We start from the raw sequence: 26,275 nt of genomic DNA on the forward strand, positions 1-26,275 counted from the left end.
TATCGCTCATTTCCGATACACTTCTGATACGCGCCGCCTAGCAGGCCCGGCCTCAATCGTCTTCGAGCAGGGCGCCCTCGGGCCCGCTCATCTCGTCGAGAAGCGCCTCGAAATCCCTGGCTTCCCTGAAATTCTTGTAGACCGAGGCGAAGCGCACATAGGCGACGTCATCGAGCGCCTTCAGCCCTTCCATGACCAGATTGCCGATATCCTCCGCCTGGATATCCGCCTCGCCGGAGCTTTCCAGCTGACGCACGATGCCGCTGACCATGCGTTCCACCCGCTCGGGCTCCACCGGGCGCTTGCGCATGGCGATCTGCACCGAGCGCATCAGCTTTTCGCGGTCGAAGGGCACGCGGCGGCCCGAACGCTTGACCACCGTCAATTCGCGCAGTTGCACCCGTTCGAAGGTGGTGAAGCGCCCGCCGCAGGACGAGCAGATCCTGCGGCGACGGATCGCCGTATCATCCTCGGTCGAGCGGGAATCCTTGACCTGGGTCTCGCTTCCCCCGCAAAAAGGACAACGCATCGCGCCCTACGCTCCTGCCTTCGTTCAAATGCAGCCGATCAGAGACCGGAATAGATCGGGAAACGGTCGGTCAGCGCGATCACCTTGTCGCGAACCGAAGCTTCCACCCGCTGGTTGCCGTCATCATCATTGGACGCCTTGAGGCCGTCCAGCACCTCGACGATCAATTTTCCGATCTCGCGGAACTCCGCCTGTCCGAAGCCGCGCGTGGTGCCGGCCGGCGTGCCGAGACGAATGCCGGAGGTCACGAAAGGCTTTTCCGGGTCGAAGGGAATGCCATTCTTGTTGCAGGTGATGTTGGCGCGTCCAAGAGCGGCTTCCGCCCGCTTGCCGGTCGCATTCTTGGGGCGCAGGTCGACCAGCATCAGATGGTTGTCGGTGCCGCCGGAGATGATGTCGAGCCCCTCTTCCTTGAGGCTTTCCGCCAGCGCCTTGGCATTGGCGACAACATTGCGGGCATAGGTCTTGAACTCCGGACGCAGCGCCTCGCCGAAGGCGACCGCCTTGGCAGCGATCACATGCATCAGCGGACCGCCCTGCAGGCCCGGGAACACCGCCGAATTGATCTTCTTCGCGATCGCCTCGTCATTGGTCAGGATCATGCCGCCGCGCGGCCCGCGCAGCGACTTGTGCGTCGTGGTGGTGACCACATGGGCATGCGGCAGCGGCGAAGGATGCGTGCCGCCTGCGACCAGGCCGGCGATATGCGCCATGTCGACCATCAGATAGGCACCGATCTCGTCGGCGATCTCGCGGAAGCGTTTCCAGTCCCAAACGCGCGAATAGGCGGTGCCGCCGGCCAGGATCAGCTTCGGCCTGTGTTCCTTCGCCAGCCGCTCGACCGCGTCCATGTCCAGCAGATGGTCGTCGGACCGCACACCGTAGGAGACAACGTTGAACCACTTGCCGGACATGTTGACCGGCGAGCCGTGCGTCAGGTGACCGCCGGAATTCAGATCGAGGCCCATGAAGGTGTCGCCGGGCTGCAGCAGCGCCAGGAACACGGCCTGATTCATCTGGCTGCCGGAATTCGGCTGGACGTTGGCGAATTCGCAGCCGAAAAGCTTCTTCGCGCGCTCGATCGCCAGGTTTTCGGCGATATCGACGAACTGGCAGCCGCCATAGTAGCGCTTGCCGGGATAGCCTTCGGCATATTTGTTGGTGAGGATGGAGCCCTGCGCTTCCAGAACGGCGCGCGAAACGATGTTTTCCGAAGCGATCAGCTCGATTTCATGCCGCTGACGGCCGAGTTCCTTGCCGATCGCATCCGCGATTTCCGGATCGGCGTCGGCAAGCGAGCGCGTGAAGAAATCGGGATAGATGGGCATGTCGTTGGAGGCATCGGTCAGCGACATCGTCGTTCCCCTTGGTCGGTCTCAAAATACGGTGCCGCTCCGGCACCCGATCGGGCCTGAGCGCCATATCACAGTCGTGACGGCGAACCAAGGCCCGCAAGGTCCCCGGTCCGGCCGCTCTCACTCCTTAGCGCGGGCAAGCCGCCATTGCAGTTTCTTGACTGCCAGGGCTTCGAGGCTGCGTTGCGGCGTGCCGACGGGCCCGAAGACAACCACTTCCACGCCTGTATCCGCGTCGATGGCCGTTACTTTCACCTGCCGGCCAACGGTCACAAATTCAAAGAAGATCTCGCGCGGCTTGGCATCGCGGCCGTTCATCGAACCATCCTCCAGATCCTGCCGGAGCCCAAACGAAAAAGCCCGGTCGAATGCGACCGGGCCTTATACGATTTCGTCATGCGGCGGCAATGCCAATTGTCGGCGCGACGATTACTGCAGGTTGGCCTGCACGTCCTGATTATCTGCGAGCGCGAAGCCGTCGCGATTGTAGATGTCGTCCCGGAAGTGGATAACCCCCTCCGGGGTCGCCCAGGCTGTCACGTAGGTCAGGTAGAGCGGCACCTGCGTTTCCAGCTTCACGTCCTCGCGCACGCCGGTGCGGATCGTGTCGTCGACGCGCGAACGGTCCCAGCCCTGGGTGGTGGATTCAAGCATCCAGGTGATCAGCTCGCGCACGTTCTGCACGCGCACGCAGCCCGACGAATGGAATCGATAGTCGGAGCCGAAGAGCGACTTCGACGGCGTGTCGTGCAGGTAGACCTGATGCTCGTTATGGAAGTTGATCCTGACGGAGCCCAGCGAGTTCTCGTCGCCCGGGTCCTGGCGGAACTGGTACTGGGTCGCCTCGTCAGTATTCCAGTCGATCTGCTGCCAGTCGAGTTCGTTGTTCTTCCAGTCGAAGATGCGGATGCGGTTGCGCGCGAGATATTCCGGATCCTGCTTCATCTTCGGGATCAGGTCCTTGCGGATGATGGAAACCGGCACCGTCCAGTAGGGATTGAAGTTGAGCTCGTAGATCTTGGAATTGAGGATCGGCGTCTGGCGATCGATCTTGCCGACGACGGCCGTGTGGCGCGAACGGACGCGACCGTTCTCCACCGCTTCGATCTCGGCCGCGGGGATGTTGACCATCACGTAGCGGTCGCCAAGGAAACCGGACATGGAGCGCACGCGCACCAGATTGGTCTCAAGCTGCGCCAGGCGCACTTCCGCGGGCACGTTCAGCGCCACCAGCGTGCTACGTCCGACCACGCCGTCCGGCGTCAGGCCGTGACGCACCTGGAAGCGGCGCACCGCCGCATCGACGTAGGAATCGAAGGTATCGGAAAGGCCGGCATTCTGCTCCAGGTCGCCGGTCGCCATCAGACGGCGGCGCAGCGACACCACATTCTGGTCGCGCGCGCCAAGGCGCATTGCCTGCTTGCCCGACGTCACCCGCGGCCAGCCGCCCTGGCCGACAATAAGGCCATATTGCTGGATCGCCGCCTCGATATAGACGGCGGTGTCGACAGATAGCGTCGGCTGATCTGACTTGATTGCCTCCAGGCTGCGCAGCGTCGCGTCGAAACGGTCTTCCCATTCGGCGCGCTGCTGATACTGCCGCGTCGCTTCCAGCGGAGACTGCGCGAAGGACTGGCCCACGGCCAGTGCGAACACCGCACCGGAGACGGCCATGCGAAGCCCGGCCCTGAACCGGCTGGCTGATCCGCGACGGTCGGCCTTGCGTAAGGTCACTGCAAGCACTCCCAATTCCAATTCACCTGCATCCGCGATGATCGAACCTTGCACGAATATGCTTAACAAATTTCGCGCCGACGTTCGGCTTCCGTGCGCCCTGCCGCTTCACCGCACAAGGCCGGAGCGTCAGGAACCTGTAACTACCCTACAGACATTGGGCCGCTCTGGAAAAGCACCCGCTACCACAACGCAGACATGCGTTCCTTGACGGGCTGGCCATGACAACCTGGATCGCGACCCTGAACCCGCTTTCGACCACGCTCGTCGCCACGCTCCTGATAGTCAGCATATTGTGGCGTATTCATGTCGCATTGCGGGATGCGAGCATCATCGACTTCTACTGGGCGCCGGGCTTCCTCGTCATCGCCCTTCTCTGGCTACGGTCTTACGGCGGAGTATCAATAATATCTGCCTTATTGCTGATATTGCTGGCGATATGGGCAATCCGCCTGACCGCACATATCGTCCTTCGGCACAATCGGACCGGGAGGGAAGATGCCCGCTACACGGCCATGCGCGATGCCGGCGGGCCAAAGTGGTGGCTGCGCTCGCTTGTCACCGTATTCTGGTTCCAGGGGGTAATCCTGTGGGCCGTGGCAAGTCCGATTCACACCCTGTTCGCCACCAGCCCCTCGGCGAGCGTGGCCTGGAGCGAAGCAGCGCTCGGCGTTGCGGTTTTTCTTTTCGGCTTCACCTTCGAGACCGTGGCCGACTATCAGCTAGCCTCCTTTCTCTCGGAAAAATCGAATCGGGAAAAGCTTTACACGGGCGGATTGCGCGCCTGGTGCCGCTATCCCGCCTATTTCGGCGAAATTCTCGTGTGGTGGGGCTTCGGCCTGATTGCGCATGCGGCATCCGGTTCGCCGTGGAGCTTCGCCGGTCCGCTACTGCTGACCGCCGCCCTGATGCGGCTGTCCGGCGTCTCGCTGCTCGAGCGCAGGCTTTCGTCGAACAAGCCAGGCTACGAAGAGTGGGCGGCGCGCACCAACGCCCTGATACCGTGGCCGCCAAGAAAACGCGGCTAGGCGACCTCCAGTTCCCGCGCGACCTCCGCCAACAGACCAGCCACATAGGGCAGGAACGAACGCCAGCACTCGATGACGAACTGATCCTTTCCCGTCCGCCACAAGACGATTTCCGCCTTGGCGAAGAGGGTCCGTGTCGCCATGCCGACATGGAAAACCGTATCATCGAGATCGAGAAAGAGCTGGGAATTGAGGAGCCAGGCGGCTCTCGGGCCGCTGACGATCAATGCCGTATTCCGCTCGGAAACATCGACCAGCGCATGAGGCGTGTCGCCAAGGGCAGCCTCGATTACACCGAAGATCTGGCCGGCAGAGCCATCGGCCGCCAAAAGCAGCCATTCATCCGGCCCGAGCCAGAGGGCAGCCCGCGTTTGCGTGTGGCTGGATGAAAGCGGCGTGGTGGGCAGGCCGGTGCGGAAGGCCGGCCCGGCCTTGACACAGGCCGCTTCGGGCCCGCGGAACGAAAAGCGGGCAAGTGGCGCGGCGAGATTGACCTTCGCACCCCTTGCCGAAACGACAGGCGCCGCACCGTTTGCCTGATGAATGGCGATCTCAGACATCGAGCCTTGCTCCCTGCGGGTCATAGAAGACGGGCGATACCACCTCGACGGCAATCGGGCCGTCGGGCATCGGCACATACAGCGTCGAGCCCGTCTTCGCCCGTCCGTCCGCGACAAGGGCGAGCGCGATGGACCGGCCCAATGCCGGCGAATGATAGGACGAGGTGACATGCCCGAGCGCAGATGTCTTCAGCGCAGGCCTTGCCTCCTGGGTCACCTGCGCGCCCTCCTCCAGCACCACGGAAGGATTATCGGTCAGCAGCCCGACCAGCTGCTTGCGCCCCGAAACGACGATATCCGGCCGCGCCAGCGAGCGCATGCCGACGAAATCGGCCTTCTTCTTGCCGATCGCCCAGTCCATGCCGACATCATCCGGGGTAACCGTTCCGTCGGTCTCCTGTCCGACGATGATGTATCCCTTTTCGGCGCGCAGCACATGCATGGTCTCCGTGCCGTAGGCACAGCCCTCCAGCGCCTTCACCCGCTCCCATACAGCCTCCCAGACCTCACGCCCCTTCGACGCGGGAACGTTGATCTCGAAGCCCAGTTCGCCGGTAAAGCTCACCCGGAACAGCCGGGTCGGCACACCGCAGATCGTGCCCGTTTGCATGCTCATATGCGGCATCGCCTCGGGCGCAAGGTCGATCCCTTCGACCAGCGGCGCGATGGCCTCCCTCGCCTTCGGCCCCTGCACGGCGATCACCGCCCATTGTTCCGTCGTGGACGTCAGCCACACGTCCAGGTCCGGCCACTCCGTCTGGAGATAATCCTCCATATGAGCCAGCACGCGCGGCGCCCCGCCCGTTGTCGTCGTCACATGAAAGCGGTCCTCGGCGATCCTTCCGACGACGCCGTCATCCATGATGAAACCGGCCTCGTTCAGCATCAGGCCGTAGCGCAGCTTGCCGACACCGAGCTTCAGCCAAGGATTGGTGTAGATGCGGTTGAGGAATTCGGCGGCGTCCGGGCCCACGACCTCGATCTTGCCGAGCGTCGAGGCATCGAAAAGACCGACCGTCTCGCGCACCGTGGCACATTCGCGGGCGACCGCCTCGTGCATGCCTTCGCCGGGCTTCGGGAAGTACCACGCGCGCTTCCACAGGCCCACGTCCTCGAAGGCGGCACCCTGTTCCTCCGCCCAGCCGTGGATCGGCGTCTGGCGCACCGGGTCGAACAGATCGCCGCGCGAGGTCGTGGCAAGCGTGCCGAAGGTCACCGGCGTATAGGGCTGGCGGAATGTCGTCAGCCCCACGTCCGGTATCGTCCGGTCAAGCGCAGTCGAGGCAATCGACAGGGCATTCATATTGGACAGGCGACCCTGGTCGGTCGCCATGCCGGTCGTCGTGTAGCGCTTGATATGCTCGATGGACTGGAAGCCCTCGCGCACGGCCAGCTTCACGTCCTTGGCGGTTACGTCATTCTGAAAGTCGACGAAGGCTCGCACCCTGGCAGCATCCCGGTCGTGCGGCAATGCGCCGAGCGTGCCGCCGCTGCCGGCTTCGCCGCCAGACACCTCAGGCGCCTCCGGGCGTTTGCCCTTGCCGATCGCCGCCTTGGCCGCTACCTCGCCGGCTTCGAAGCCGTCTTCAATAACGGCCGCAAGCCCATTGATGCCGCGACAGGAGCCTGCAGAACGCTCCGCCTGCACCGAGGGGCCAGGAACAAAGGCGCCGGACGCCTCGTCGAAGACCACCTTGCCGCGCGACTGCGAATAGAGGCTCACATTGGGCGTCCAGCCGCCCGACATCAGCAGGCAGTCGCAGGCGATCGAGCCGGCGGAAACGACGCTGCCGTCGGGCCGGACCCTGCCGAGCAAAGCCTTGGAGACCCTTTTGCGGCCCTGCGTTCCGGTCACCACCATCGCCGGTTCCACACGAATGCCCGCCGCTTTCGCCGCATCAATTGCCGCCCCCTGCGGGTCCGGCCGCAGATCGGCGACCAGGTCGACCTCGATGCCCGCCTGCTTCAGGTCGATGGCGGCGTGGTAGGCCGTATCGCAGGCGGTTGCGATGACGACCCGACTGCCGACCTTCGCGCCGTAGCGGTTTAGATAGATACGCCCGGCCTCGGCCATCATGATGCCGGGCCGGTCGTTCTCCGGGAACACCATCGGCCGCTCGATGGCACCGGTGGCGATCACAACCTGTTTCGCCCTCACCTGCCAGAGGCGCTCGCGCGGCAGCCTCGGGTCGGGATCGGCGAGATGATCGGTGACCCGTTCGGCAAGCGCCACGAAGTTCTGGGCGAAATAACCAAATGCGGTTGTCCTCGGCAGGAGCGTGACCCTGTCGTTCGCAGCAAGATCCGCAAGCGTCTTTTCGACCCACTGGCCGGCGGGCTCGGACGAAATTGCCACTGAAGGGTCGTTTTCGTGCAGCAACGACCCGCCCATCTCGCGCTGTTCGTCGCAGAGGATCACCCGAGCGCCGGATTCTGCCGCGGCGGTGGCTGCAGCCAGCCCCGCCGGACCGGAGCCGATCACCAGTACGTCGCAATGGGCATAGGTATTGGCGTAGCGGTCCCGGTCGGCATCCCTGGGTGCATTGCCGAGACCTGCCGCAGCGCGGATAAAGGGTTCGTAGACCTTGTTCCAGAAGCTCTGCGGCCACATGAAGGTCTTGTAGTAGAAGCCGGCAGCGAAGAGCGGCGACAGCAGGTCGTTGACCGCGCCGATGTCGAAGGAAAGCGACGGAAACCGGTTCTGGCTGACGGCATCAAGGCCGGAATAGAGCTCGATCTGGGTCGCCCTGAGGTTAGGCGTGTTCTGGCCTTCATCGCGCCTGAGCCCGACAAGAGCATTCGGTTCTTCGGAGCCGGCCGTCAGGATGCCCCGGGGACGATGGTACTTGAACGAGCGTCCGACCAGATGAATGTCGTTCGCCAACAGGGCGGAAGCCAGCGTATCACCCTTGAAGCCCTGATAGGTCTCGCCGTCGAAAGTGAAGCTGAGCGGTGCGGCGCGGTCGATGCGGCCGCCGGAAGCGATGCGCTGCGGCTGTTTCATTGCGCCGCCTCCGCCGCGAGTTTCTTCATGTCAGGTCGTTTCTCACCGGCCTTGTAGACCTTCAGGAACCTGTCGGAGACGGTGTCGCGGATCGCGTTGAAGAAGCGACCGCAGCCATGCACGTGCCGCCACCGCTCGGCCATCAGCCCGCGCGGATTGGTGCGCATGTAAAGAAATTCCGCCCATTCCTCATCGGAAAGCTTTGAAGGCTCGGCGGGCCGCGCGATATGCGCCTCGCCACCGTAGCGAAACTCGATCTCCGGGCGCTCGACGCCGCAATAGGGACAGTGGATCAGCAACATAGTCGAGGCCTCAATGCGCCACGGCGGCGGCAGCCGCTTCGTCGATCAGCCGGCCGGTACGGAACCGGTCGAGCGTGAAGGGAGCGTTGATCGGGTGGGGTTCGCCCGTCGCCAACGTATGGGCGAAGACATGACCGGATCCTGGCGTCGCCTTGAAACCACCGGTGCCCCAGCCGCAATTCACGAAAAGTCCCGGCACCGGCGTCTTGCCGATGATCGGCGAGCGGTCCGGCGTAACGTCGACGATGCCGCCCCAGTTCCGGAGCATCCGCATGCGGCGGAACATCGGGAAAAGCTCGCAGATCGCGTCGACCGTGTGGGTGGTGATCTGCAATCCGCCGGTTTGGCTGTAGGACACGTACTGGTCCGTGCCGGCGCCGATCACCAGTTCGCCCTTGTCGGACTGCGAAATATAGGCGTGGATTGTGTTCGACATGACGACGCACGGAAAACACGGCTTTACCGGCTCGGAGACCAGCGCCTGCAGCGGGTTCGATTCCAGCGGCATGCGGACATCCGCCATCGACATGACCACACTGGTGTTGCCGGCGGCAACGACGCCGACCTTCTTTGCGCCGATGAAGCCGCGCGTCGTCTCGACGCCCGTTGCCGCGCCGTCCGGCCCGCGCCGGATGCCGGTAACCGCGCAATTCTGGATGATGTCGACGCCGCGCTGGTCCGCCCCCCTTGCATAGCCCCAGGCGACCGCGTCGTGGCGGGCGACACCGCCCTTGCGCTGGAGCGCCGCGCCCAGCACCGGATAGCGCATGTTGCGGGAGATATTGAGCGGCGGGCAGTAGTCCTTGGCCTGTTCCGCCGTCAGCCATTCGTTCTCGACGCCGGCCAGGCGATTGGCATGGACGTGGCGCTTGAACACCTGGACGTCATGGATGGTATGGGCCAGCATCATCACGCCGCGCGGCGAATACATCACGTTGTAGTTCAGCTCCTGCGACAGGTTCTGCCACAGGTCCATCGCGTGGTCGTAAAGCGCTTCGCTTTCTTCCCAGAGGTAGTTGGAACGCACGATCGTGGTATTGCGGCCGGTATTGCCTCCGCCGAGCCAGCCCTTTTCCAGCACGGCGACATTGGTGATGCCGTGTTCGGTTGCGAGGTAATAGGCGGTCGCCAGACCATGGCCACCCGCGCCGATGATGACGACGTCATATTCGGCCTTGGGTTCGGGCTGGCGCCATTGCCTGCCCCAGTTCTGGTGCCCGGTCAGGGCATTCCTGGCAAGTTCCAAAAAAGAAAAGCGGGTCATCGCGTTCCGATACTCCCGAAACACCGCCGAGTGCGGTAATCGCCTGACTTGTTTTGACTGCCCGGCCGACGGCGCTCTTGCTCGAATCCGACATGACAGGGCTGCAAACCGTCGCCCTTTTTCACCCGCGGCGGATCAATGCTGCAAGGCCGGCAAATGCGGTCGTTGCCCATCCGACGATGAGGAGCGTGCCGCCGGCGGGCGCCGCCATCGCAAACAGGCCGCTGCCCTGTCCGGCTCGCCACAGCAGGTCGCCGCAAAACAGGGCGAGGCCAAGCGCCATGAAAAGGAAAGCCGGGAATACGAAGACCGGACCTGCCTGCCGGCCGGCCACCCCCAACGCGAGAAAGGCCGGGGCGTGCGCCAGCAGAAACCGCGCGGGAATTTCGATCGTTCCTCCGGATGGGACATGCGCGGCCACCGCCGACAAGGCCACGCCGGCGGCACCGCTGAGACCGGCCAGAAGCAGGCCGATGGCCAGGCTAGCCGCGCGCGGCCCCTTCCGCTCCTTAAATCCGTGGCTGCCGGCAGCCTTGTCCATCGCCTGTTCCCATCCGCATAAATCCCAATTGCCGACAATCGCATAGCCAGTTGCCTGCGAAAACCGCAGATGCAGCTTACTGCCGTTGCGATAGGCGAAAATTGCGCTATTCCGCAAGCTAAGGTTTGACGTCGCCGCATTCTGCTGCATATTTTTCCTATAAGGGGGAAACAAGCCCCCCGCTTGGGAGGATTCGACAAAATATGCAGGATTTCGGCGCAGCCTTTGGTCTGGCCTTCCATCTGCTTGCTGGCATGGATGCCGAGCTGGTGGAAATCGTCGGCCTGTCACTGCGCGTCACTTTTGCCGCTGTATTTGTCTCCTGCGCCATCGGCCTGCCGCTTGGCGCGCTTCTGGCGGTCTCGCGCTTCCCCGGACGCCAGGTGCTCGTCGTTCTCTTCAATACTCTGATGGGCCTGCCGCCGGTCGTCGTTGGCCTGCTCGTATACATGATGCTGTCGAATGCCGGTCCGCTTGGCGTATTGCGGCTGCTCTATACGCCATCCGCAATGATCATCGCCCAAGCGATCCTGGTGACGCCGATCATCATCGCCCTGTCGAGGCAGGTCATCGAGGATCTCAACAATGAATATTCCGAGCAATTCCGTTCGCTCGTCGTTCCGTTCCCCAGGGCGATTGCAGCATTGCTGTGGGATGCCCGCTTTACGCTCGTCACCGTGGCCTTGGCGGGTTTCGGCCGGGCTGTGGCGGAAGTCGGCGCGGTGATCATCGTCGGCGGCAACATCAATCACGTCACCCGGGTGATGACGACGGCGATCGCGCTGGAAACCTCCAAGGGCGATCTCGCGCTGGCGCTGGCGCTCGGACTTGTCCTGCTGATCATCGCGCTCGGCGTCAATATCGCGGCGCAACTGCTGAAGTCCACGGCCCGGAGGCGCGCCTATGCTTGAAGCGAGCGCCCTGCGAGCCGCAAACCACCGAGTGGAGGAAGCGCCCGCACCGCTACCGGCGGCGGAACGCAACCCGCTGGTGGTTCGTGGCCTGGTATTTGAAACGCCAAGGCAGCGCATCATCGATGGCGTCGACCTGGAATTGCCCGACAACCGACTGACGGTGCTGATGGGCCCGAATGGAGCGGGCAAGAGCGTGCTGCTGCGTCTGCTGCACGGCCTGCTGACGCCGAGTGCGGGCACGATCCTGTGGAACGGCAAGCCGCCCGACGGCAGGACCCGGCGCAGCCAGGCGATGGTGTTCCAGGCACCGGTGCTGTTGCGCCGCTCCGTCCTGTCTAACTTGCGTTTCGCGCTCGGACTGAGGGGGCTTGGTTGCAGCAGGCGGGAAATGCTGTCGCTGCTTGGCATGCTTGGCCTTGAGCCCCTGGCCGACCGGCCGGCGCGCCTGCTTTCTGGCGGGGAGCAGCAGCGCCTCTGCCTTGCCCGCGCATTGGCCCTGAGGCCCGAAGTCCTGTTGCTGGACGAGCCCTGCGCTAATCTCGATCCCGCCTCGGTACTGATGATCGAGGAAGCGTTGATGAAAGCAAGGGCCGCGGGCACAAAGATCATCCTCGTCACCCATGACCTCTTCCAGGCGCGGCGCGTCGCCGAGCGGATCGTCTTCCTGCATCGCGGCCGGATCGCCGAAATCAGCCCTGCGGAAAGTTTCTTCGATACGGCGGGCTCGCCTGAGGCCCGCAGCTACATGGAAGGTCGCATTCTCGTTTGAATTGCCAATAATCGGAGGGGAAACCGCATGTTCAAGAAACTGACGACCGCCTTTGCCACGCTCGCCCTTGCCTGGTCGCTACAGGCCGGGGAACCGTCCAGCGCGGCAGACAGGTTCATCATTGTCCAGTCGACGACCTCGACGCAGAACTCGGGCCTGTTCGACGTCCTCCTGCCGAAATTCACCGAAGAGACGGGCATCGAAGTGCGGGTCATCGCGGTCGGCACAGGCCAGGCGATCAAGAACGCCACCAACGGCGATGGCGACGTGCTTTTCGTACATGCCAAGCCTTCGGAAGAGAAATTCGTCGCCGACGGCTGGGGCGTGAAGCGCTTCGACGTGATGTACAACGACTTCGTCATCGTCGGTCCCAAGGCGGACCCGGCCGGCATCAAGGGCTCGAGCGATGCCGACGCCGCCTTGAAGAAGATCGCCGAAGCCAAGGCGCCATTCGCGTCACGCGGCGACGATTCCGGCACGCACAAGAAGGAACTGTCGCTGTGGAAGGCGGCCGGTGTCGACGTGAAGGCCGCCTCGGGCGACTGGTATCGCGAAACCGGTTCCGGCATGGGCGCGACGCTGAATGCCGCCGCCGGCATGGGCGCCTATGCGCTGACCGACCGAGCCACCTGGATCTCCTTTAAGAACAAGGGAGATCTTGCGATCGTGACCGAGGGCGACGATCAGCTCTTCAACCAGTACGGCGTGATCCTGGTCAATCCGGAAAAGCACGCCGCGGTGAAGGCGGAAGAAGGCCAGCTCTTTATCGACTGGCTCATCGGCCCGGAGGGCCAGAAGGCGATCGCCGACTACCGGATCGAAGGACAGCAGCTGTTTTTCCCGAACGCGCACAAGGAAACGAACTGAGCGAGAGCGCTCATTCAATAACGGCCGGAGCGACATGCGCCACCGACCATGTGCCCGGCCACACCTCTGCCCCACCTGCCCGCAATCGGCGCACCGCGCCCACTGGAACGTCAGCGACCAGGAACGGCTCCTCGCCCTTCGTGCCGTCCACCGGAGGATGCTCGGCGGCAATGCCGGCAAACCCGAGTTCGGGCTCGCAAGGAACATAGAGAGCGGCACCCGAAACATTGGTCGGGCATTGGGTCGTCCCTTCGGCCGCGCCGACCGTGCCGCATACCGCTACCGAGGCCATCAGTTCGATGGCGCGCGCCTTGGCGCAGCCGTAGACGCGGTGATAGCCGGAAAGCTGCGAGGTCATCGACGGGACCAGCACAAGGTCGGGCTTCACCGGGGCGAGCAGGCCCGACAACGCCGGCATCTCGATATCGAGACAGATCAGCAGCGCGATGCGGACGCCATCGAGTTCGAACACGGAAAGCCTGTTGCCCGGTACAAGGTCCCAGCTCTGCTTGTCCTGCTCCTGCGGCGTCAGGCAAAGCTTGTCGAAATGGATCGTCCGGCCATCGGCGAGCAATGCGGTGGTGCGGTTCGTGTGGCCGCCGTCGACCGCCCAGGGCATGGACCCCGCCACCAGCGATACACCGTGACGATCCACGAGCTTCCGCAAGCCCTCCAGCGCTTTGGGAGCCTGGCTTGCCATCCAGGCGATCTCTCCGGTCGGGGCCAGGCCGGCCGGCTTCCAGGCAAGAAAGCATTCACTGACATATTCCGGCATGAGCAGCAGCCGGGCACCGCCCGATCTTGCTTCGACGATGCGCTCCTCGACACGCTCAAGCCACCCTGCCATCGAGGCCGAAGCGGCGCCCAGATTGACGGACCAGAGCGCTATCCGGAACGTCTCCGTCATTCCTTCTCATCCCTTACGATTTCATAGACGCGGACCATGCGTCCGGTATCCGGCTCCACCGTCTCTCGAAGGAATTGCATGCCGATCTTCTGCATCACGCGGCCGGACGCTTCATTGCCGACTTGATGAAGGCTGATCACGCGCTGCAAGCCACCTTCGGTCATGCCGAAATCGAGCGCGGCGCGCGCACCTTCCGTGGCGAGGCCCTTGCCCCAGCAATCGCGCTTCAGACGCCAGCCGATCTCGATTGCCGGCATGATTCCGGGTAGATAATCCGGCTCCAGGAAACCGGAGAAGCCGATCAGGGCATTCGTTTCCAGCAAGTCGACCGCAAAGAGGCCGACACCCTTTTCCTGCCAATGTCGTTCAAATCGCTCTATCGCGTCGACGCATTCCTGGCGGCTGCGCGTACGGCCGTTGCCGATCCATCGCATGACGTCCGGATCGGAGCATATTTCGGCGAAAGGGTCGATATCCGCCTCTTTCCACCGGCGCAGGCGGAGGCGTTTTGTCTGAAGCATCGAATTGGTCTCCGCCGTCAATGATCCGGCGCAGACTAATCACATGGCATGGACGCGCAAATCAACCCTGGGGGAAAAGCAGGCGCGCCGTCATCAGCAGGCCGGCAAGGATCAACGAGGAGCGGAGCGCCCATGCGCCCTTTGGCTCGACATCGGACAAAGCCACCGTTCTTGCACGCGCGCGGGCAAGGCTGCGTTCGGCCCGGGACGCTGCGACATCGACATCCGACATCATTCGCCTGAGTTGAGCGCGCGCGTCCATGGGCAATCCTCCAACGCAATACTGATGGCCCTGATTCTAGGAGGCGCATGCTTACAAGCCGTTAATGGCAAGCGGTAAATCGCGATGCGTTGGCTACGGGATTGATTGCCTCGCCCGTTACGCTCCGTTACCAATCATGGCGGGGGGAATCGGGCCATGAAGCAGTCTCGACGGCACGACTACATTCTCAATCTGCTGCAGGAGCGTCAGTTCTGCGCCATTGCCCAATTGGCAACCGAACTCGACGTATCCGACGAAACCATCCGCCGCGACATCAAGAAGCTCGACAAGGCGGGCAAGGCCCGCCGCGTACATGGCGGCGTCACGCTCGTGGCGAGCGCAACGGAAGGTCCTTTCGTGAGCCGGATGGAAGAAGGCGCCGACGCCAAGCGGAGGATCGCGCATGCCTTCGCAAGCAAGGTGCCCGCCGAGGCGCGTCTTTTCATCGACGGCGGCACGACCAACTGCTATCTCGCCCGCGAACTCGCCGGCGCGAAGGGACTGACGGTACTCACCAACTCTCTGGAAGTCGCCCGTATCCTCGCCAGTCAACCCGGCATCCGGCTCATCATGGCGCCGGGCGAAGTCGATCACGACGACAACGCCGTCTATGGCAGCGAAGCAATCGCCTTCATTCGCAATTTCCAGCTCGACATCGCGATCTTCACCGCGGCTGCCGTGGATCTGGCGGGCGATGCCGTCTATGACATCAAGCCGCAGGAGGCGCATCTGAAACGCGAGATTGCGAACCTCGCCGGGCGCGTCGCGGTTTTGGCGGACGCCCGGAAATTCGGCAAGAGCGGCTTCGTGCGCTTCTGCCAGGCATCGGATGCCTGGGCAATCGTGACCGACGCATCCTTGCCGAAGGAGCAGCGCGCGTTCGCGAAGAAAGAAACGCTGATGATCGCCGGCGGATAAGGATTTTCGCCCAGGGCGATTGTTGACATTTCCCCGGTGGCGGGGGGATATCGGCAGCATCCACCCGCCGTTTCAAGCCCCGATCCCATCAGCATTGCAGATACGGACCCCAGTCATGCCCGGATACGTGATTGAAGCGCCCAAGCCCGTAACCGCACCCGTCGCCGGCACCGAGGATCGCTTCCCGGTGCGCCGTATCTATTGCGTCGGGCGCAACTACGCGGCCCATGCCATCGAGATGGGCCACGATCCGGACCGGGAAGAGCCGTTCTTTTTCCAGAAAAACCCGGACAATCTCGATTTTTCAGGCAATTTTCCCTACCCGCCGAAGTCGGACGACGTGCATCACGAAATCGAACTTGTCGTGGCGCTGAAAAGCGGCGGCCGGGACATCGCCTCAACCGATGCGCTCGATCTCGTCTACGGCTACGCGGTCGGCCTCGACATGACGCGCCGCGACCTGCAGGGCGCGATGAAGAAGGCAGGCCGCCCCTGGGAGATCGGAAAGGCCTTCGAACACTCCCTGCCCTGCTCGCAGATCGTCCCCGCGACCGGAACCGGTCATCCCGACAAAGGCCGCATCGCGCTTGAAGTCAACGGCACGCTTCGCCAGGACGGCGACCTCAATCAGCTCATCTGGAAGGTGCCGGAAATCATCTCCTACCTTTCCGCCTATTTCGAGCTCGCCGCCGGCGACCTGATCCTGACGGGCACGCCATCCGGCGTCGGGCCGGTAGCTCGCGGCGACCGGCTGCGGGGAACGATCGATGGTGTCGGCTCGCTTGATGTAACCGTGATCTGACCGCAACCACCTCCTGGCATCGACATAAGAGGGCACTGACTTGGCCGACTTCGACATTGGTTCGCTGCTGCTGCTCGGCACGGCGCTGCTTGGCACGGGTGTGATTGCCGGCATCATTGCCGGTCTGCTTGGGGTCGGCGGCGGCATCGTCATCGTGCCGGTACTCTACCATATGCTGCTCGCACTCGGCGTCGACGAGCAGGTTGTGATGCATATCGCCGTCGGCACCTCGCTGGCGACCATTCTCGGCACCGGCACCTCCTCAGCGCTTGCCCACTACCGGCGCGGTGGCGTCGACGTCGATCTCCTGAAGCGGTGGTGGCTGCCGATCGCCATCGGCGTCGTCACCGGCTCCATCGTCGGCGGCAATGTCAGCGGCAACGTGCTGTCGCTGATCTTCGCGACGGTAGCCCTCGCCGTCGCCCTCAATATGATCCTGCGCAAGGACGGCGTATCGCTGGCCACAAAACTTCCCGGCACGCCGATCAAGGAGACCCTCGGTTTCTTCATCGGTTCGATCTCGGTGATGATGGGTATCGGCGGCGGCACCCTGAGCGTGCCGATCCTCACCCTTTTCTCCTATCCGATCCGCCTCGCCGTCGGTACGGCTTCGGCCATCGGCCTGCTCATTGCCGTTCCCGGCACAATCGGCGCGATCTACTACGGCCTCGGTGTCGAAGCGCGCCCGCCCTGGTCGCTTGGTTACGTCAACCTGATCGGATTCCTGCTGATCATCCCTGCCTCAACGCTTTCGGCTCCGCTTGGCGCCAGGATCGCCCATACGATCAATCCGCGCGCGTTGAAGATCGTTTTTGCACTCTTCCTCGCCTTCACCGGTCTGAGGATGTTCTACGACGTCCTGCTCTGACATCGGGCAAGTTTGCCGAGAGGGTACGATTCTGTCAGATTGCCGGTGATCTGGCGATCTGATGGAAGAGATCAATGCGCGATTTCAAGGACGACCTCGACCGCAAGCTCGTCGCCCTGCTACAGGACAATGCGCGCATGGCGACGGCGGAAATCGCGCGCAAACTCAAGGTCGCGCGCTCCACGGTGCAGGAGCGGATCGCCCGGCTTGAAAAAGACGGCGTCATCAGCGGATACACGGTCCTGCTGTCGCGTGCGCCGGACGTGGAAAGCGTGCAGGCGCTGGTGATGCTGGCGGTCGAGCAGCAGCAGGTTCGCGAGACGATCAAGCGGCTGGAAACCTTTCCCGAAATCCGCACCTGCCTGACCGTTTCGGGCGAATTCGACCTCTTTTTGCGGGTCGAGGCACCGCGTCTCGATGACCTCGACGAAGTGCTCGACGATATTGCCGCGATACCGGGCGTCCGCCGATCGCGATCCTCCATCGTTCTGGCGGCCAAGTTCGACCGCAAACGCGCGAACTGAAGCGATCATATCGCCGGAATTTTCGGCATATCGGCAATATTTAAGCGCGTGGCGGTCACTTCGCTCGCTCATCCGCGACATTGCCAGCTGATATCCTGTGATTCTGTTGAATTTCGAGGAGGATATCCATGCAGGCACGGCCCGTCCTGATTGTTGGCGCCGGCAAGATCGGCCGAATGATCGCAGCCCTTCTGACCGCGAGCGGCGACTATGACGTCACCATCGCCGACCGCGACGCCATGGCCTTGGCTGCGGCAATCCGACCGGGCGTGAAGACGCTGGCCGTCGACGTCGCAGACGAGGATGCGCTTGTGGCGGCACTTCAGGGCAAGGTCGCCGTCCTGTCCGCCGCCCCCTTCTTCCTCACCGCGACGATCGCACGCGCCGCGAAACGCGCCGGCGCACACTATCTCGATCTCACGGAAGACGTCGCTTCCACGAAAGCTGTGAAGGCATTGGCCGACGGCGCCGGCACGGCCTTCGCGCCGCAATGCGGCCTGGCGCCGGGCTTCGTGTCGATTGCCGGGCATGAACTCGCCTCCCGCTTCGACGAACTGGATGCCCTGACGCTCAGGGTCGGGGCACTGCCGCGCTTCCCGACCAACGCGTTGAAATACAATCTCACCTGGTCGACGGATGGTTTGATCAACGAATACTGCAACCCCTGCGAAGCGATCGTCGACGGCGAAAAGGTGCTGGTGCAACCGCTTGAAGGCTACGAGACCTTCTCGCTCGACGGCGTGGACTATGAGGCCTTCAACACGTCCGGCGGGCTCGGCTCGCTGGCCGAGACGCTTGCCGGCAATGTCCGCTCGCTGAGATATCTCACGGTCCGTTATCCGGGACATCGCGATATCGTCCGTCTGCTCCTGCAGGATCTGGGCTTGCGCGACCGGCGCGACCTGATGCGCGACGTGCTGGAAACCGCAATCCCCGTCACGAGGCAGGACGTCGTCCTCATCTTCATCACCGCCTCCGGTCGCATCGGCTATGACCGCGAACAGATCTCGTCGGTCTACCGCGTCACCGCCAAGGAAATCGCCGGCGAGTGCTGGAGCGCGATCCAGCTGACGACCGCCGCCGGCATCTGCGCCACACTCGACATGATCTGCGACGGATCGCTGAAAGGACAGGGCTTCGTGCGGCAGGAGGAAATACCGCTCAGCCGTTTCCTCGAAAACCGTTTCGGCCGCCACTACGCCGGCGACGCCGATCCCACCGCAGGTACCGACCGGTCCGGACGGCGCGCAGCCGCATAAGCCAAAAATCTGAAATCGTTAGGTAATAGAAGGCGGGTCTCATCCCCGATCCGCCTTCAATAGGCTATACTCCGCATGATCGAAGATTCTTCATGCGGATAGCGCCTTTCGCTCATGCTCGATACCATGAACCTCGTGATCCTGATTGCCGCCGGCCTCGTGGCGGTGTCGGTTTTCACGAGCCTCGTGAGCTTCCGTGTCGGTGCTCCGTTGCTTCTCGTCTTCCTGCTCGTCGGACTGGCCGCCGGTGAAGACGGACCCGGCGGCATCGAATTCGCCGACACGCGCGTGGCCTATTTCATCGGCTCGATCGCGCTTGCCATCATCCTGTTCGATTCCGGCTTCGAGACGCGCTTTTCGACCCTTCGCATGGCGGCGGGCCCGGCGCTCACGCTGGCCACGATCGGCGTGCTGCTGACCGCCGGCCTGATCGGCACGGCCGCGCATTTCCTGCTTGGCTGGAGTTGGGTGGAAGGATTGCTGCTCGGCTCGATCGTCGGTTCGACGGACGCTGCCGCCGTCTTCTTTTTGCTGCGAGTCGGCGGGGTGCATCTGCGCGAGATGATTTCCGCCACGCTGGAAGTGGAGTCGGGCTCGAACGACCCGATGGCGATCTTCCTGACCCTGACGCTCGTTTCCATGCTCGCAGTCGGCCTGAGCGAAGAGGCCGCAGCTCTCACCCTCTTCATCGAATTCGCCAGGCAGATGGGGCTCGGCCTGATCCTGGGGCTGGCCGGCGGATACGTCATCGTCCAGATCGTCAACCGCCTGCCGCTGGAGCCCGCTCTCTACCCGATCGTGGTGCTCGCCCTTGCCCTTGTGGTCTTCGCCGCGACATCGATGGTCGGCGGCAGCGGCTTTCTCGCCGTCTATGTCGCCGGCATCCTGTGCGGCAATGTCCGTATCCGGCAGGAGCCGGCACTGAAACGTTTCCAGGGCGGCATGACCTGGCTCGGACAGATCGGCATGTTCGTCACGCTCGGGCTGCTGGCAACGCCATCCCAATTCGGCGATGTCGCCGTCGCCGGGCTGGCACTCGCCGTGATCCTGATCTTTCTGGCGAGGCCCGTCGCAGTCTGGCTCTGCCTTCTGCCCTTCGGCTTCACGCGCTCGGAAACGGCATTCATCTCGTGGGTTGGCCTGCGTGGCGCGGTCTCGATCCTGCTCGCCATCTTGCCGCTGATCAACGGCCTTCCCAACGCGCAGGCGATTTTCAATATCACCTTCCTGATCGTGCTGACTTCGCTCGTCCTGCAGGGCTGGACAATCCGGCCGATGGCGGGCTGGCTGAAGCTGATCGTGCCGCCGCGGATCGGCCCCGTGGAACGCATGGAACTGGAACTGCCCGGCGGTGCGGATCAGGAAATCGTCGCCTATCGCGTCCACCCCGAGAGCGCCATCGCCCATGGCGATCGCATTCCGCGATGGGCGCGCCCTGTCCTGATCCTGCGCGAGGGACGGTCCCTGCGCGTACAGGCGGCGGGGCGGCCGCAGGCAAACGACCTCGTCTATATCCTGACCTCCGCGAGGCAGGTTCCAGTACTGGATCAGCTTTTCGCGGCTCCCTCCCAGGCAGCTCACGACCCCGCACTTTTTGGCGATTTTCCGCTCGATCCCGAAGCCGCACTTTCGGAGATCGGCGCGATCTACGGTTTCGAGGTAGAGGCCGAGGACCAGGGTCTGACGATCCGCGAATTCATGACCCGCGAACTGGCGGACGATATCGAGCCGACCGACAGGGTGCCCTACGGAAATATCGATTTCGTCGTGCGGGCGATCGACGCCGAGCATGGCATCGAGCAGGTCGGCCTCGCGGTAGAGCATATCGAAAGGGCCGAACCCAACCTGCCCTTCTTCTTCTCGCGCGAGGAGATCGCCGGATTCACCAGGCGAAGCTATCGGCGCCTTCGCAACCGGCGTGCACGGATCAAGGTCCTGAAGCGCCGCAGCGCGACGGCAGCAAGCGCCGAGGTAATAGCAACCGACAAGGCCGATGCGGAGCCGAAGCCGGCGGCCGGCGCCGATCCTTCAAAGGCAGCCGAATGAGCACCGGCGCTGCTACTTGCCGCCAAAGCGCCCCTTCAGGCTTTCGCAAGGATCCTCACGAACGATGCCCGGAGTGAACCAGACGAAATCGTAGGGCAACATATCCTGTACGGTATCGGCAAACATCTGGCGAGGGTCGCCCACGTTCGCTTCGACTTCCCGGAACGCGATCGAAATGCTGCTGTCCTGTCCCGCACGCCGAGCCAGATAGAGCGGGACGCCGAGGTCGGCGCGGACGTGGCCACCACCGGCGATCAGTACCGCGCCGTCCTTGCCGGACATCAGCATGGCGTCTGCGAGCGAGGCATCGCGCAGGCGCTGGATATCGGCCATCGGCTGAAGTGACGGTTTTGGAACAAGCCCGCAATGGGACCGAAACAGCGTCACTTCCAGCACCGCTCGCTGACCTTCGGGCAATGGTTCGACCAGACCCAGACGGCTGCGCGTCCCCGGTGGCAAAGCGTCAAGACCCTGAGCTGCGACGCTTTTCCTGACGGATTTCGCCGCATCGCCGGCCTTGATCGGCAAGCCGGCAGCAAGCGCAACGTCCATGATCGGCTGATAAATCGCCCAGTCTGGCCAGCCGCGCCCCTCCCAATTGACTGCCTTGCCGAACATCTCCGCGTCCGGACTTTCCGAAGCAAGGAAGGTGTCGACATCCGCTTGCATGTCGACGGGTATCATTTCCAGCGTGAGAGCGGGACGCCTGCCTGCATCGACAATCGCACCAAGCAGCCAGGCCTGGAGGGCATGGTGGTCCGGGTTGTCGTGGATCTCGCCAAGAAGAACAAACCGGCTATCGCCGGCGGCGGTAGCGACATCATTCGGCTCGACGAAACGTTCGTCGTTCAGGGACCAGATGCGGCCTGCGAGCGGATGATCGGACAAATGCCTGGAAAAAAAGGCCGGAGGCGCTTCACCTGCAAAGGCAGCGGCGGAAACAAGCGAGAATAAAGCGGCGATCAGAAAATACATGAGGCCCCCACGAATGGCGGGCCGATAAGGCCCGCCATCACATTGAGGGATAAATAGCTCAGGCGGCGAGATTTTCGACGGCAAGCGCAATGCCCTGGCCGCCGCCGATGCACATGGTTACGAGGCCGTAGCGACCGCCCGTGCGTTTCAGCTCGTAGATCGTCTTCACTGTCAGGATGCAGCCGGTCGCGCCGATCGGGTGTCCAAGCGCGATCGCGCCGCCATTCGGGTTGACCTTGTTGCTCGGAAAGCCGAGCTCGCGCATGACCGCGCAGGCCTGGGCCGCAAAGGCCTCATTCGACTCGATGACGTCGAAATCGGCCGGCGACATGCCGGTCCGCTCAAGTAGCTTGCGCACGGCGGGAATCGGGCCGATACCCATCAGTGTCGGATCGACGCCAGCATGGGCGTAACCGAGGATCTTTGCCATCGGCTTCAGGCCGGCCGCCCTGGCCGCTTCCTCATCGGCCAGAACGACAGCGGCCGCGCCGTCATTGATGCCCGAGGAGTTGCCCGCCGTCACCGAACCTTCCTTGCGGAAGACGGCACGAAGACCGGCGAGGCCTTCGGCGGACGTCTCGCCACGCACATGCTCGTCGGTATCGAAGGTGAAGGTCTTGCGGCCTTCGCTCACCTCGATCGGCAGTATCTGCTCCTTGAAGCGGCCATCCTTGATCGCGACTTCGGCGCGGTGCTGGCTTTCGAGCGCGAGCTGATCCTGCGCCTCGCGGCTGATCTTGTATTCGTTGGCAACGTTTTCCGCCGTCACGCCCATGTGTCCGCCGCCGAAAGGATCGTTCAGCGCGCCGATCATCATGTCGGTCATCTTGGTGTCGCCCATCTTCACGCCGAAGCGAGCGCCCTGCGAGGAAAACGGCGCGCGGCTCATGGATTCCGCACCACCGGCAACCGCGAAATCGGCATCGCCAAGCAAGATCGACTGCGCTGCCGAGACGATCGCCTGCGCGCCGGAACCGCAGAGCCTGTTCAGCGTCAGTGCCGGCGTTTCCACCGGAATGCCTGCCTCGACCGCCGCAACGCGGGCCAGATACATGTCCTTCGGCTCGGTATTGATGACGTGGCCATAGACCACGTGGCCGATCTTGTCGGGACTGATTCCGGCGCGCGAAATCGCCTCCCTGGCGACCATGCCTCCAAGCTGCGACGGCGGCATCGACTTCAGCGCGCCGCCAAAAGTGCCTATGGCCGTCCGCACACCCGACAGGATCACCACGTTTCGTTTCGTCATCACGCTTCTCCCCTGGATCACGATGAGAACGGATCGAGCCGATCAAATCTCATGAAACGTGATCGATTCTAATAGTTTAGAGCAGGATTTCAGGCAGAAACCGCTCACACATTTCGCCATCCTGCCCTAGCGCGCACTGTTTGGCCGCTTTCCGCGCATGCCTGCCGTATTAGGCGCGGCACGATAGTCTGCGTGCATCGGCACGGCAATCTCGCAAAAGAACTAATGTCCGGAGGGATACGTACGGCTTTGAGTGGAGGATCATTTCCACAAACGAAAAAGGGCGGCGCCAAAGCGCCGCCCAAGTGCACCTCGGGGAGGAGGATCTGTAAAAAATCAGCGCATCGTCGGGATGGAGAATTCCGCCCCTTCCTTGACGCCCGACGGCCAGCGCGAGGTGACGGTTTTCGTCCGCGTGTAGAAGCGGAAGCCGTCCGGGCCGTGCTGGTTCAGGTCGCCGAAGCCGGAGCGCTTCCAGCCGCCGAAGGTGTGATAGGCCAGCGGCACCGGGATCGGAACGTTGATGCCGACCATGCCGATGTTGATACGGCTGGCGAAGTCGCGGGCCGTATCGCCGTCACGGGTAAAGATGGCCGTCCCGTTGCCGTATTCGTGGCTCATCGGCAGGTCCAGCGCCTCGTCGTAGTTCTTGGCGCGAACGACCGAGAGAACCGGGCCGAAGATCTCTTCCTTGTAGATCGACATGTCCTTGGTAACATTGTCGAACAGGCAGCCGCCCATGAAGAAGCCGTTCTCGTAGCCCTGCATGGAGAAGTTGCGGCCGTCGACGACGAGCTTCGCGCCTTCCTTCACACCCTGATCGACGAGGCCCTTGACGCGGGCAAGCGCCTGACCGGTGACCAGCGGGCCGAAATCGACGTCGTTGCCGGCGGTGTAAGGACCGATCTTCAGGCTTTCGACGCGCGGCGCCAGCTTCTCGATCAACGCGTTGGCGGTTTCCTCGCCAACCGGAACGGCAACCGAGATCGCCATGCAGCGCTCGCCGGCAGCACCGTAGCCCGCACCCACCAGAGCATCGACGGCCTGATCCATGTCGGCGTCGGGCATGATGATCATGTGGTTCTTGGCACCGCCGAAGCACTGGGCGCGCTTGCCGTTCGCCGTTGCCCGCGAATAGACGTACTGGGCGATCGGCGTGGAACCGACGAAGCCAACGGCCTGGATTTCCGGATGGTCGAGGATGCCGTCGACGGCTTCCTTGTCGCCATTGACGACGTTGAGAACGCCGGCCGGAAGACCCGCTTCGATCATCAGTTCAGCGAGCATCATCGGAACGGACGGATCGCGCTCGGACGGCTTCAGGATGAAGGAATTGCCGGATGCGATCGCCGGGCAGAACTTCCACATCGGGATCATCGCCGGGAAGTTGAACGGCGTGATGCCCGCGACGACGCCAAGCGGCTGGCGCATGGAATACATGTCGATGCCCGGACCGGCGCCTTCGGTGAACTCACCCTTCAGCATCTGCGGGGCGCCGATGCAGAACTCGGCAACCTCGAGGCCGCGGATCACGTCGCCCTTGGCGTCCGGCAAGGTCTTGCCGTGCTCCCGAGAAAGGGCTTCGGCGAGCTTGTCCATGTCGCGGTGCAGCAGCTCGACGAAGCGCATCATGACGCGGGCGCGGCGCTGCGGGTTGGTGGCGGCCCAGGCCGGCTGCGCGGCTGCGGCATTGGCAACAGCGGCTTCCAGCTCGGACTGGCTCGCGAGGGAAACCTTCGCCTGAATTTCACCCGTCGCGGGATTGAAAATATCCGCGTAACGGCCGGACGTGCCTTCGACGTGCTTGCCGCCGATGAAATGACCGATAACGTTCATGTCTGTCTCCTCCCTGTGGAGTGCAACCTGGCCGCATGGGACCGAATTTGACGGTCTAGGTCATGCCTTTATTTTTTGCAGAAAACAATGCGCGATCTGCCGCATCCGTTGTGCGAAATTTGAAGTGCAAACGATTTTCCTCTATGACAGCGTGAATTAGCGCCATCGAGCGAGGTTTCCATGAACTGGGACGACCTGCGTATTTTCCTTGCGGTGGCCCGTTCCGGGCAGATGTTGGCTGCCGCCCGCCGCCTCGGGCTGAACCACGCGACTGTGGCAAGACGGCTCTCGGCACTGGAGGATGCGCTTTCGGCGAAACTCGTCGACCGGCGCACGACCGGGTGCGTGCTGACGGCCGCTGGCGAGAAATTCATGGAAACGGCGGAGCGGGTGGAAGCGGAGATGTTGGCCGCCCGCGCCGGCATCGGTGGCGAGGACGTGGCGATATCAGGCACTGTCCGTATCGGCGCGCCGGACGGCTTCGGCGTTGCCTATCTCGCCCCTCGCCTCGGCAGGCTGACGGCGCAGCATCCGGACCTGACCCTGCAACTCGTGCCGGTGCCGCGCGCGGTATCGCTGTCACGGCGCGAAGCCGATATCGCAATCACGGTCGAGCGGCCGGAGCATGGCAGGCTCGTCGCGCGCAAGCTGGTCGACTATGAACTGGCGCTCTACGCGTCGCGCAGCTATCTGGCCGAAGCGGGAGAACCCAGGACGATAGCCGATCTCAAGGACCATGCCCTTGTCGGCTATGTGGAAGATCTCGTCTATTCCTCAGGCCTCGCCTATTCGCAGGAAATCGACCGTTCGTTTCAGCCGCGCTTCGAGATTGCCTCGGCACTCGGCCAGACAGAAGCGGTCCGCGCCGGCGCCGGTATCGGCATCCTGCATTCGTTCATCGCTCGCACGGATCCCAATTTCGTCCAGGTTCTGCCGGAGCGCACGATCCGCCGCGCCTACTGGATCGTGATCCACGAGAGCCTTCGCGACCTGCGGCGCATTCGAACGGTCGCAGATTTCATTGCCGAACAGGTCGGCGCCGACCGGGCCTGCTTTGGCTGAATTGCGGGTGCAACGGCATTCCTACGTATTTTCCCTTAGGACACGCGATCACATCAGTGCGAGCCGCCCATTCCGGGCAAGCGATCATTAAGAGTGCAAGGCGCAGATAGATGCACATGCAAGTAAGCTGGGCACGGCACTTCGCGGCCGGGGAAAGGATAGTATTTTGGCCAACAATC

The 26,275-nt window shown here is 63.1% G+C and carries 26 protein-coding genes; 11 read left to right on the forward strand and 15 right to left on the reverse strand.

Annotated elements, in window-relative coordinates:
• Positions 1–52: 52 nt before the first annotated feature.
• The 4 genes from nrdR to H2509_RS07010 all read right to left on the reverse strand — a co-directional run bounded on the left by nrdR (position 53) and on the right by H2509_RS07010 (position 3,558).
• Positions 53–529, reverse strand: a complete 477-nt coding sequence (gene nrdR / locus H2509_RS06995; RefSeq protein WP_182163640.1) for a transcriptional regulator NrdR — start codon at positions 527–529, stop codon at positions 53–55.
• Between the two features lie 38 nt (positions 530–567).
• A complete protein-coding gene (gene glyA, locus H2509_RS07000; RefSeq protein WP_235974772.1) occupies positions 568–1,857 on the reverse strand; it encodes a serine hydroxymethyltransferase in 1,290 nt (429 codons plus the stop codon).
• A 147-nt stretch (positions 1,858–2,004) separates the two neighbouring features.
• Positions 2,005–2,202 carry a DUF6898 family protein gene (locus H2509_RS07005; RefSeq protein ID WP_182163644.1) on the reverse strand — a complete coding sequence of 66 codons (198 nt, stop codon included), beginning with the start codon at positions 2,200–2,202 and terminating at the stop codon, positions 2,005–2,007.
• Between the two features lie 111 nt (positions 2,203–2,313).
• Positions 2,314–3,558, reverse strand: a complete 1,245-nt coding sequence (locus H2509_RS07010; protein ID WP_182163845.1) for a L,D-transpeptidase family protein — start codon at positions 3,556–3,558, stop codon at positions 2,314–2,316.
• A gap of 281 nt (positions 3,559–3,839) precedes the next feature.
• On the opposite strand from H2509_RS07010, the gene H2509_RS07015 reads away from it, so the two are divergent.
• Complete coding sequence (locus H2509_RS07015; protein WP_182163646.1) at positions 3,840–4,646, forward strand: DUF1295 domain-containing protein; 807 nt, start codon at positions 3,840–3,842, stop codon at positions 4,644–4,646.
• On the opposite strand, the gene H2509_RS07020 is transcribed toward H2509_RS07015, so the two are convergent.
• The 5 genes from H2509_RS07020 to H2509_RS07040 all read right to left on the reverse strand — a co-directional run bounded on the left by H2509_RS07020 (position 4,643) and on the right by H2509_RS07040 (position 10,467).
• A complete protein-coding gene (locus H2509_RS07020) occupies positions 4,643–5,206 on the reverse strand; it encodes a sarcosine oxidase subunit gamma (protein ID WP_182163648.1) in 564 nt (187 codons plus the stop codon). The genes H2509_RS07015 and H2509_RS07020 overlap by 4 nt on opposite strands.
• Positions 5,199–8,210, reverse strand: a complete 3,012-nt coding sequence (locus H2509_RS07025; protein WP_182163650.1) for a sarcosine oxidase subunit alpha family protein — start codon at positions 8,208–8,210, stop codon at positions 5,199–5,201. Before H2509_RS07025 ends, H2509_RS07020 begins: the two co-directional genes overlap by 8 nt.
• On the reverse strand, positions 8,207–8,512 hold the full coding sequence (locus tag H2509_RS07030; RefSeq protein ID WP_182163652.1) for a sarcosine oxidase subunit delta: 306 nt from the start codon (positions 8,510–8,512) through the stop codon (positions 8,207–8,209). Before H2509_RS07030 ends, H2509_RS07025 begins: the two co-directional genes overlap by 4 nt.
• Positions 8,513–8,522: 10 nt before the next feature.
• Entirely contained in the window at positions 8,523–9,776 is a 1,254-nt protein-coding gene (locus H2509_RS07035; protein WP_182163654.1) for a sarcosine oxidase subunit beta family protein, read from the reverse strand.
• A gap of 121 nt (positions 9,777–9,897) precedes the next feature.
• Positions 9,898–10,467, reverse strand: a complete 570-nt coding sequence (locus H2509_RS07040; protein WP_328805005.1) for a DUF423 domain-containing protein — start codon at positions 10,465–10,467, stop codon at positions 9,898–9,900.
• A gap of 53 nt (positions 10,468–10,520) precedes the next feature.
• On the opposite strand from H2509_RS07040, the gene H2509_RS07045 reads away from it, so the two are divergent.
• The 3 genes from H2509_RS07045 to H2509_RS07055 are packed head-to-tail and all read left to right on the forward strand — an operon-like array spanning position 10,521 to position 12,867.
• Positions 10,521–11,228: an ABC transporter permease gene (locus tag H2509_RS07045; RefSeq protein ID WP_182163656.1), complete on the forward strand. Its 708-nt coding sequence runs from the start codon at positions 10,521–10,523 to the stop codon at positions 11,226–11,228.
• On the forward strand, positions 11,221–12,000 hold the full coding sequence (locus H2509_RS07050) for an ATP-binding cassette domain-containing protein (RefSeq protein WP_182163658.1): 780 nt from the start codon (positions 11,221–11,223) through the stop codon (positions 11,998–12,000). Before H2509_RS07045 ends, H2509_RS07050 begins: the two co-directional genes overlap by 8 nt.
• 27 nt (positions 12,001–12,027) lie before the next feature.
• Positions 12,028–12,867 (forward strand): substrate-binding domain-containing protein, encoded by an 840-nt coding sequence (locus H2509_RS07055; RefSeq protein ID WP_182163660.1) that lies wholly within the window; start codon positions 12,028–12,030, stop codon positions 12,865–12,867.
• A 10-nt stretch (positions 12,868–12,877) separates the two neighbouring features.
• On the opposite strand, the gene H2509_RS21070 is transcribed toward H2509_RS07055, so the two are convergent.
• The 3 genes from H2509_RS21070 to H2509_RS07070 all read right to left on the reverse strand — a co-directional run bounded on the left by H2509_RS21070 (position 12,878) and on the right by H2509_RS07070 (position 14,557).
• Complete coding sequence (locus H2509_RS21070; RefSeq protein ID WP_182163661.1) at positions 12,878–13,774, reverse strand: nitrilase-related carbon-nitrogen hydrolase; 897 nt, start codon at positions 13,772–13,774, stop codon at positions 12,878–12,880.
• Entirely contained in the window at positions 13,771–14,295 is a 525-nt protein-coding gene (locus tag H2509_RS07065; RefSeq protein ID WP_182163662.1) for a GNAT family N-acetyltransferase, read from the reverse strand. Before H2509_RS07065 ends, H2509_RS21070 begins: the two co-directional genes overlap by 4 nt.
• A gap of 61 nt (positions 14,296–14,356) precedes the next feature.
• Positions 14,357–14,557, reverse strand: coding sequence for a hypothetical protein (locus H2509_RS07070; protein WP_182163663.1), 201 nt, complete (start codon positions 14,555–14,557; stop codon positions 14,357–14,359).
• 156 nt (positions 14,558–14,713) lie between these two features.
• On the opposite strand from H2509_RS07070, the gene H2509_RS07075 reads away from it, so the two are divergent.
• The 6 genes from H2509_RS07075 to H2509_RS07100 all read left to right on the forward strand — a co-directional run bounded on the left by H2509_RS07075 (position 14,714) and on the right by H2509_RS07100 (position 20,974).
• Positions 14,714–15,475, forward strand: coding sequence for a DeoR/GlpR family DNA-binding transcription regulator (locus H2509_RS07075; protein WP_182163664.1), 762 nt, complete (start codon positions 14,714–14,716; stop codon positions 15,473–15,475).
• 115 nt (positions 15,476–15,590) lie between these two features.
• Positions 15,591–16,277 carry a fumarylacetoacetate hydrolase family protein gene (locus H2509_RS07080; protein WP_182163665.1) on the forward strand — a complete coding sequence of 229 codons (687 nt, stop codon included), beginning with the start codon at positions 15,591–15,593 and terminating at the stop codon, positions 16,275–16,277.
• A gap of 40 nt (positions 16,278–16,317) precedes the next feature.
• A complete protein-coding gene (locus tag H2509_RS07085) occupies positions 16,318–17,145 on the forward strand; it encodes a sulfite exporter TauE/SafE family protein (protein WP_182163666.1) in 828 nt (275 codons plus the stop codon).
• A 74-nt stretch (positions 17,146–17,219) separates the two neighbouring features.
• Positions 17,220–17,669, forward strand: a complete 450-nt coding sequence (locus H2509_RS07090; RefSeq protein WP_182163667.1) for an Lrp/AsnC family transcriptional regulator — start codon at positions 17,220–17,222, stop codon at positions 17,667–17,669.
• A gap of 128 nt (positions 17,670–17,797) precedes the next feature.
• Positions 17,798–18,928, forward strand: coding sequence for a saccharopine dehydrogenase family protein (locus H2509_RS07095; protein WP_182163669.1), 1,131 nt, complete (start codon positions 17,798–17,800; stop codon positions 18,926–18,928).
• A gap of 114 nt (positions 18,929–19,042) precedes the next feature.
• Positions 19,043–20,974: a potassium/proton antiporter gene (locus H2509_RS07100; protein ID WP_182163671.1), complete on the forward strand. Its 1,932-nt coding sequence runs from the start codon at positions 19,043–19,045 to the stop codon at positions 20,972–20,974.
• 12 nt (positions 20,975–20,986) lie between these two features.
• Here H2509_RS07100 and H2509_RS07105 read toward each other — a convergent pair whose 3' ends face one another.
• The 3 genes from H2509_RS07105 to H2509_RS07115 form a co-directional block, all read right to left on the reverse strand.
• Positions 20,987–21,949 (reverse strand): ChaN family lipoprotein, encoded by a 963-nt coding sequence (locus tag H2509_RS07105; protein ID WP_182163673.1) that lies wholly within the window; start codon positions 21,947–21,949, stop codon positions 20,987–20,989.
• Positions 21,950–22,007: 58 nt separating this feature from the next.
• Positions 22,008–23,198: an acetyl-CoA C-acyltransferase family protein gene (locus tag H2509_RS07110; protein WP_182163676.1), complete on the reverse strand. Its 1,191-nt coding sequence runs from the start codon at positions 23,196–23,198 to the stop codon at positions 22,008–22,010.
• 336 nt (positions 23,199–23,534) lie between these two features.
• The gene (locus H2509_RS07115) at positions 23,535–25,034 is read right to left on the reverse strand and encodes a CoA-acylating methylmalonate-semialdehyde dehydrogenase (protein ID WP_182163678.1); all 1,500 of its coding nucleotides are present in this window, start codon (positions 25,032–25,034) and stop codon (positions 23,535–23,537) included.
• 180 nt (positions 25,035–25,214) lie between these two features.
• Between H2509_RS07115 and H2509_RS07120 the strand changes: the two genes are divergently transcribed.
• The gene (locus tag H2509_RS07120) at positions 25,215–26,096 is read left to right on the forward strand and encodes a LysR family transcriptional regulator (RefSeq protein WP_182163680.1); all 882 of its coding nucleotides are present in this window, start codon (positions 25,215–25,217) and stop codon (positions 26,094–26,096) included.
• Positions 26,097–26,275 lie beyond the last annotated feature (179 nt).

It is taken from the genome of Stappia albiluteola, from assembly GCF_014050225.1.
Taxonomy (GTDB): Bacteria; Pseudomonadota; Alphaproteobacteria; order Rhizobiales; family Stappiaceae; genus Hongsoonwoonella; species Hongsoonwoonella albiluteola.

Coding starts and splice junctions, on each gene's coding strand:
- nrdR (WP_182163640.1), bottom strand. CDS start 529: ATGCGTTGTCCTTTTTGCGGGGGAAGCGAGACCCAGGTCAAGGATTCC.
- glyA (WP_235974772.1), bottom strand. CDS start 1,857: ATGCCCATCTATCCCGATTTCTTCACGCGCTCGCTTGCCGACGCCGAT.
- H2509_RS07005 (WP_182163644.1), bottom strand. CDS start 2,202: ATGAACGGCCGCGATGCCAAGCCGCGCGAGATCTTCTTTGAATTTGTG.
- H2509_RS07010 (WP_182163845.1), bottom strand. CDS start 3,558: ATGGCCGTCTCCGGTGCGGTGTTCGCACTGGCCGTGGGCCAGTCCTTC.
- H2509_RS07015 (WP_182163646.1), top strand. CDS start 3,840: ATGACAACCTGGATCGCGACCCTGAACCCGCTTTCGACCACGCTCGTC.
- H2509_RS07020 (WP_182163648.1), bottom strand. CDS start 5,206: ATGTCTGAGATCGCCATTCATCAGGCAAACGGTGCGGCGCCTGTCGTT.
- H2509_RS07025 (WP_182163650.1), bottom strand. CDS start 8,210: ATGAAACAGCCGCAGCGCATCGCTTCCGGCGGCCGCATCGACCGCGCC.
- H2509_RS07030 (WP_182163652.1), bottom strand. CDS start 8,512: ATGTTGCTGATCCACTGTCCCTATTGCGGCGTCGAGCGCCCGGAGATC.
- H2509_RS07035 (WP_182163654.1), bottom strand. CDS start 9,776: ATGACCCGCTTTTCTTTTTTGGAACTTGCCAGGAATGCCCTGACCGGG.
- H2509_RS07040 (WP_328805005.1), bottom strand. CDS start 10,467: ATGCAGCAGAATGCGGCGACGTCAAACCTTAGCTTGCGGAATAGCGCA.
- H2509_RS07045 (WP_182163656.1), top strand. CDS start 10,521: ATGCAGGATTTCGGCGCAGCCTTTGGTCTGGCCTTCCATCTGCTTGCT.
- H2509_RS07050 (WP_182163658.1), top strand. CDS start 11,221: ATGCTTGAAGCGAGCGCCCTGCGAGCCGCAAACCACCGAGTGGAGGAA.
- H2509_RS07055 (WP_182163660.1), top strand. CDS start 12,028: ATGTTCAAGAAACTGACGACCGCCTTTGCCACGCTCGCCCTTGCCTGG.
- H2509_RS21070 (WP_182163661.1), bottom strand. CDS start 13,774: ATGACGGAGACGTTCCGGATAGCGCTCTGGTCCGTCAATCTGGGCGCC.
- H2509_RS07065 (WP_182163662.1), bottom strand. CDS start 14,295: ATGCTTCAGACAAAACGCCTCCGCCTGCGCCGGTGGAAAGAGGCGGAT.
- H2509_RS07070 (WP_182163663.1), bottom strand. CDS start 14,557: ATGGACGCGCGCGCTCAACTCAGGCGAATGATGTCGGATGTCGATGTC.
- H2509_RS07075 (WP_182163664.1), top strand. CDS start 14,714: ATGAAGCAGTCTCGACGGCACGACTACATTCTCAATCTGCTGCAGGAG.
- H2509_RS07080 (WP_182163665.1), top strand. CDS start 15,591: ATGCCCGGATACGTGATTGAAGCGCCCAAGCCCGTAACCGCACCCGTC.
- H2509_RS07090 (WP_182163667.1), top strand. CDS start 17,220: ATGCGCGATTTCAAGGACGACCTCGACCGCAAGCTCGTCGCCCTGCTA.
- H2509_RS07095 (WP_182163669.1), top strand. CDS start 17,798: ATGCAGGCACGGCCCGTCCTGATTGTTGGCGCCGGCAAGATCGGCCGA.
- H2509_RS07100 (WP_182163671.1), top strand. CDS start 19,043: ATGCTCGATACCATGAACCTCGTGATCCTGATTGCCGCCGGCCTCGTG.
- H2509_RS07105 (WP_182163673.1), bottom strand. CDS start 21,949: ATGTATTTTCTGATCGCCGCTTTATTCTCGCTTGTTTCCGCCGCTGCC.
- H2509_RS07110 (WP_182163676.1), bottom strand. CDS start 23,198: ATGACGAAACGAAACGTGGTGATCCTGTCGGGTGTGCGGACGGCCATA.
- H2509_RS07115 (WP_182163678.1), bottom strand. CDS start 25,034: ATGAACGTTATCGGTCATTTCATCGGCGGCAAGCACGTCGAAGGCACG.
- H2509_RS07120 (WP_182163680.1), top strand. CDS start 25,215: ATGAACTGGGACGACCTGCGTATTTTCCTTGCGGTGGCCCGTTCCGGG.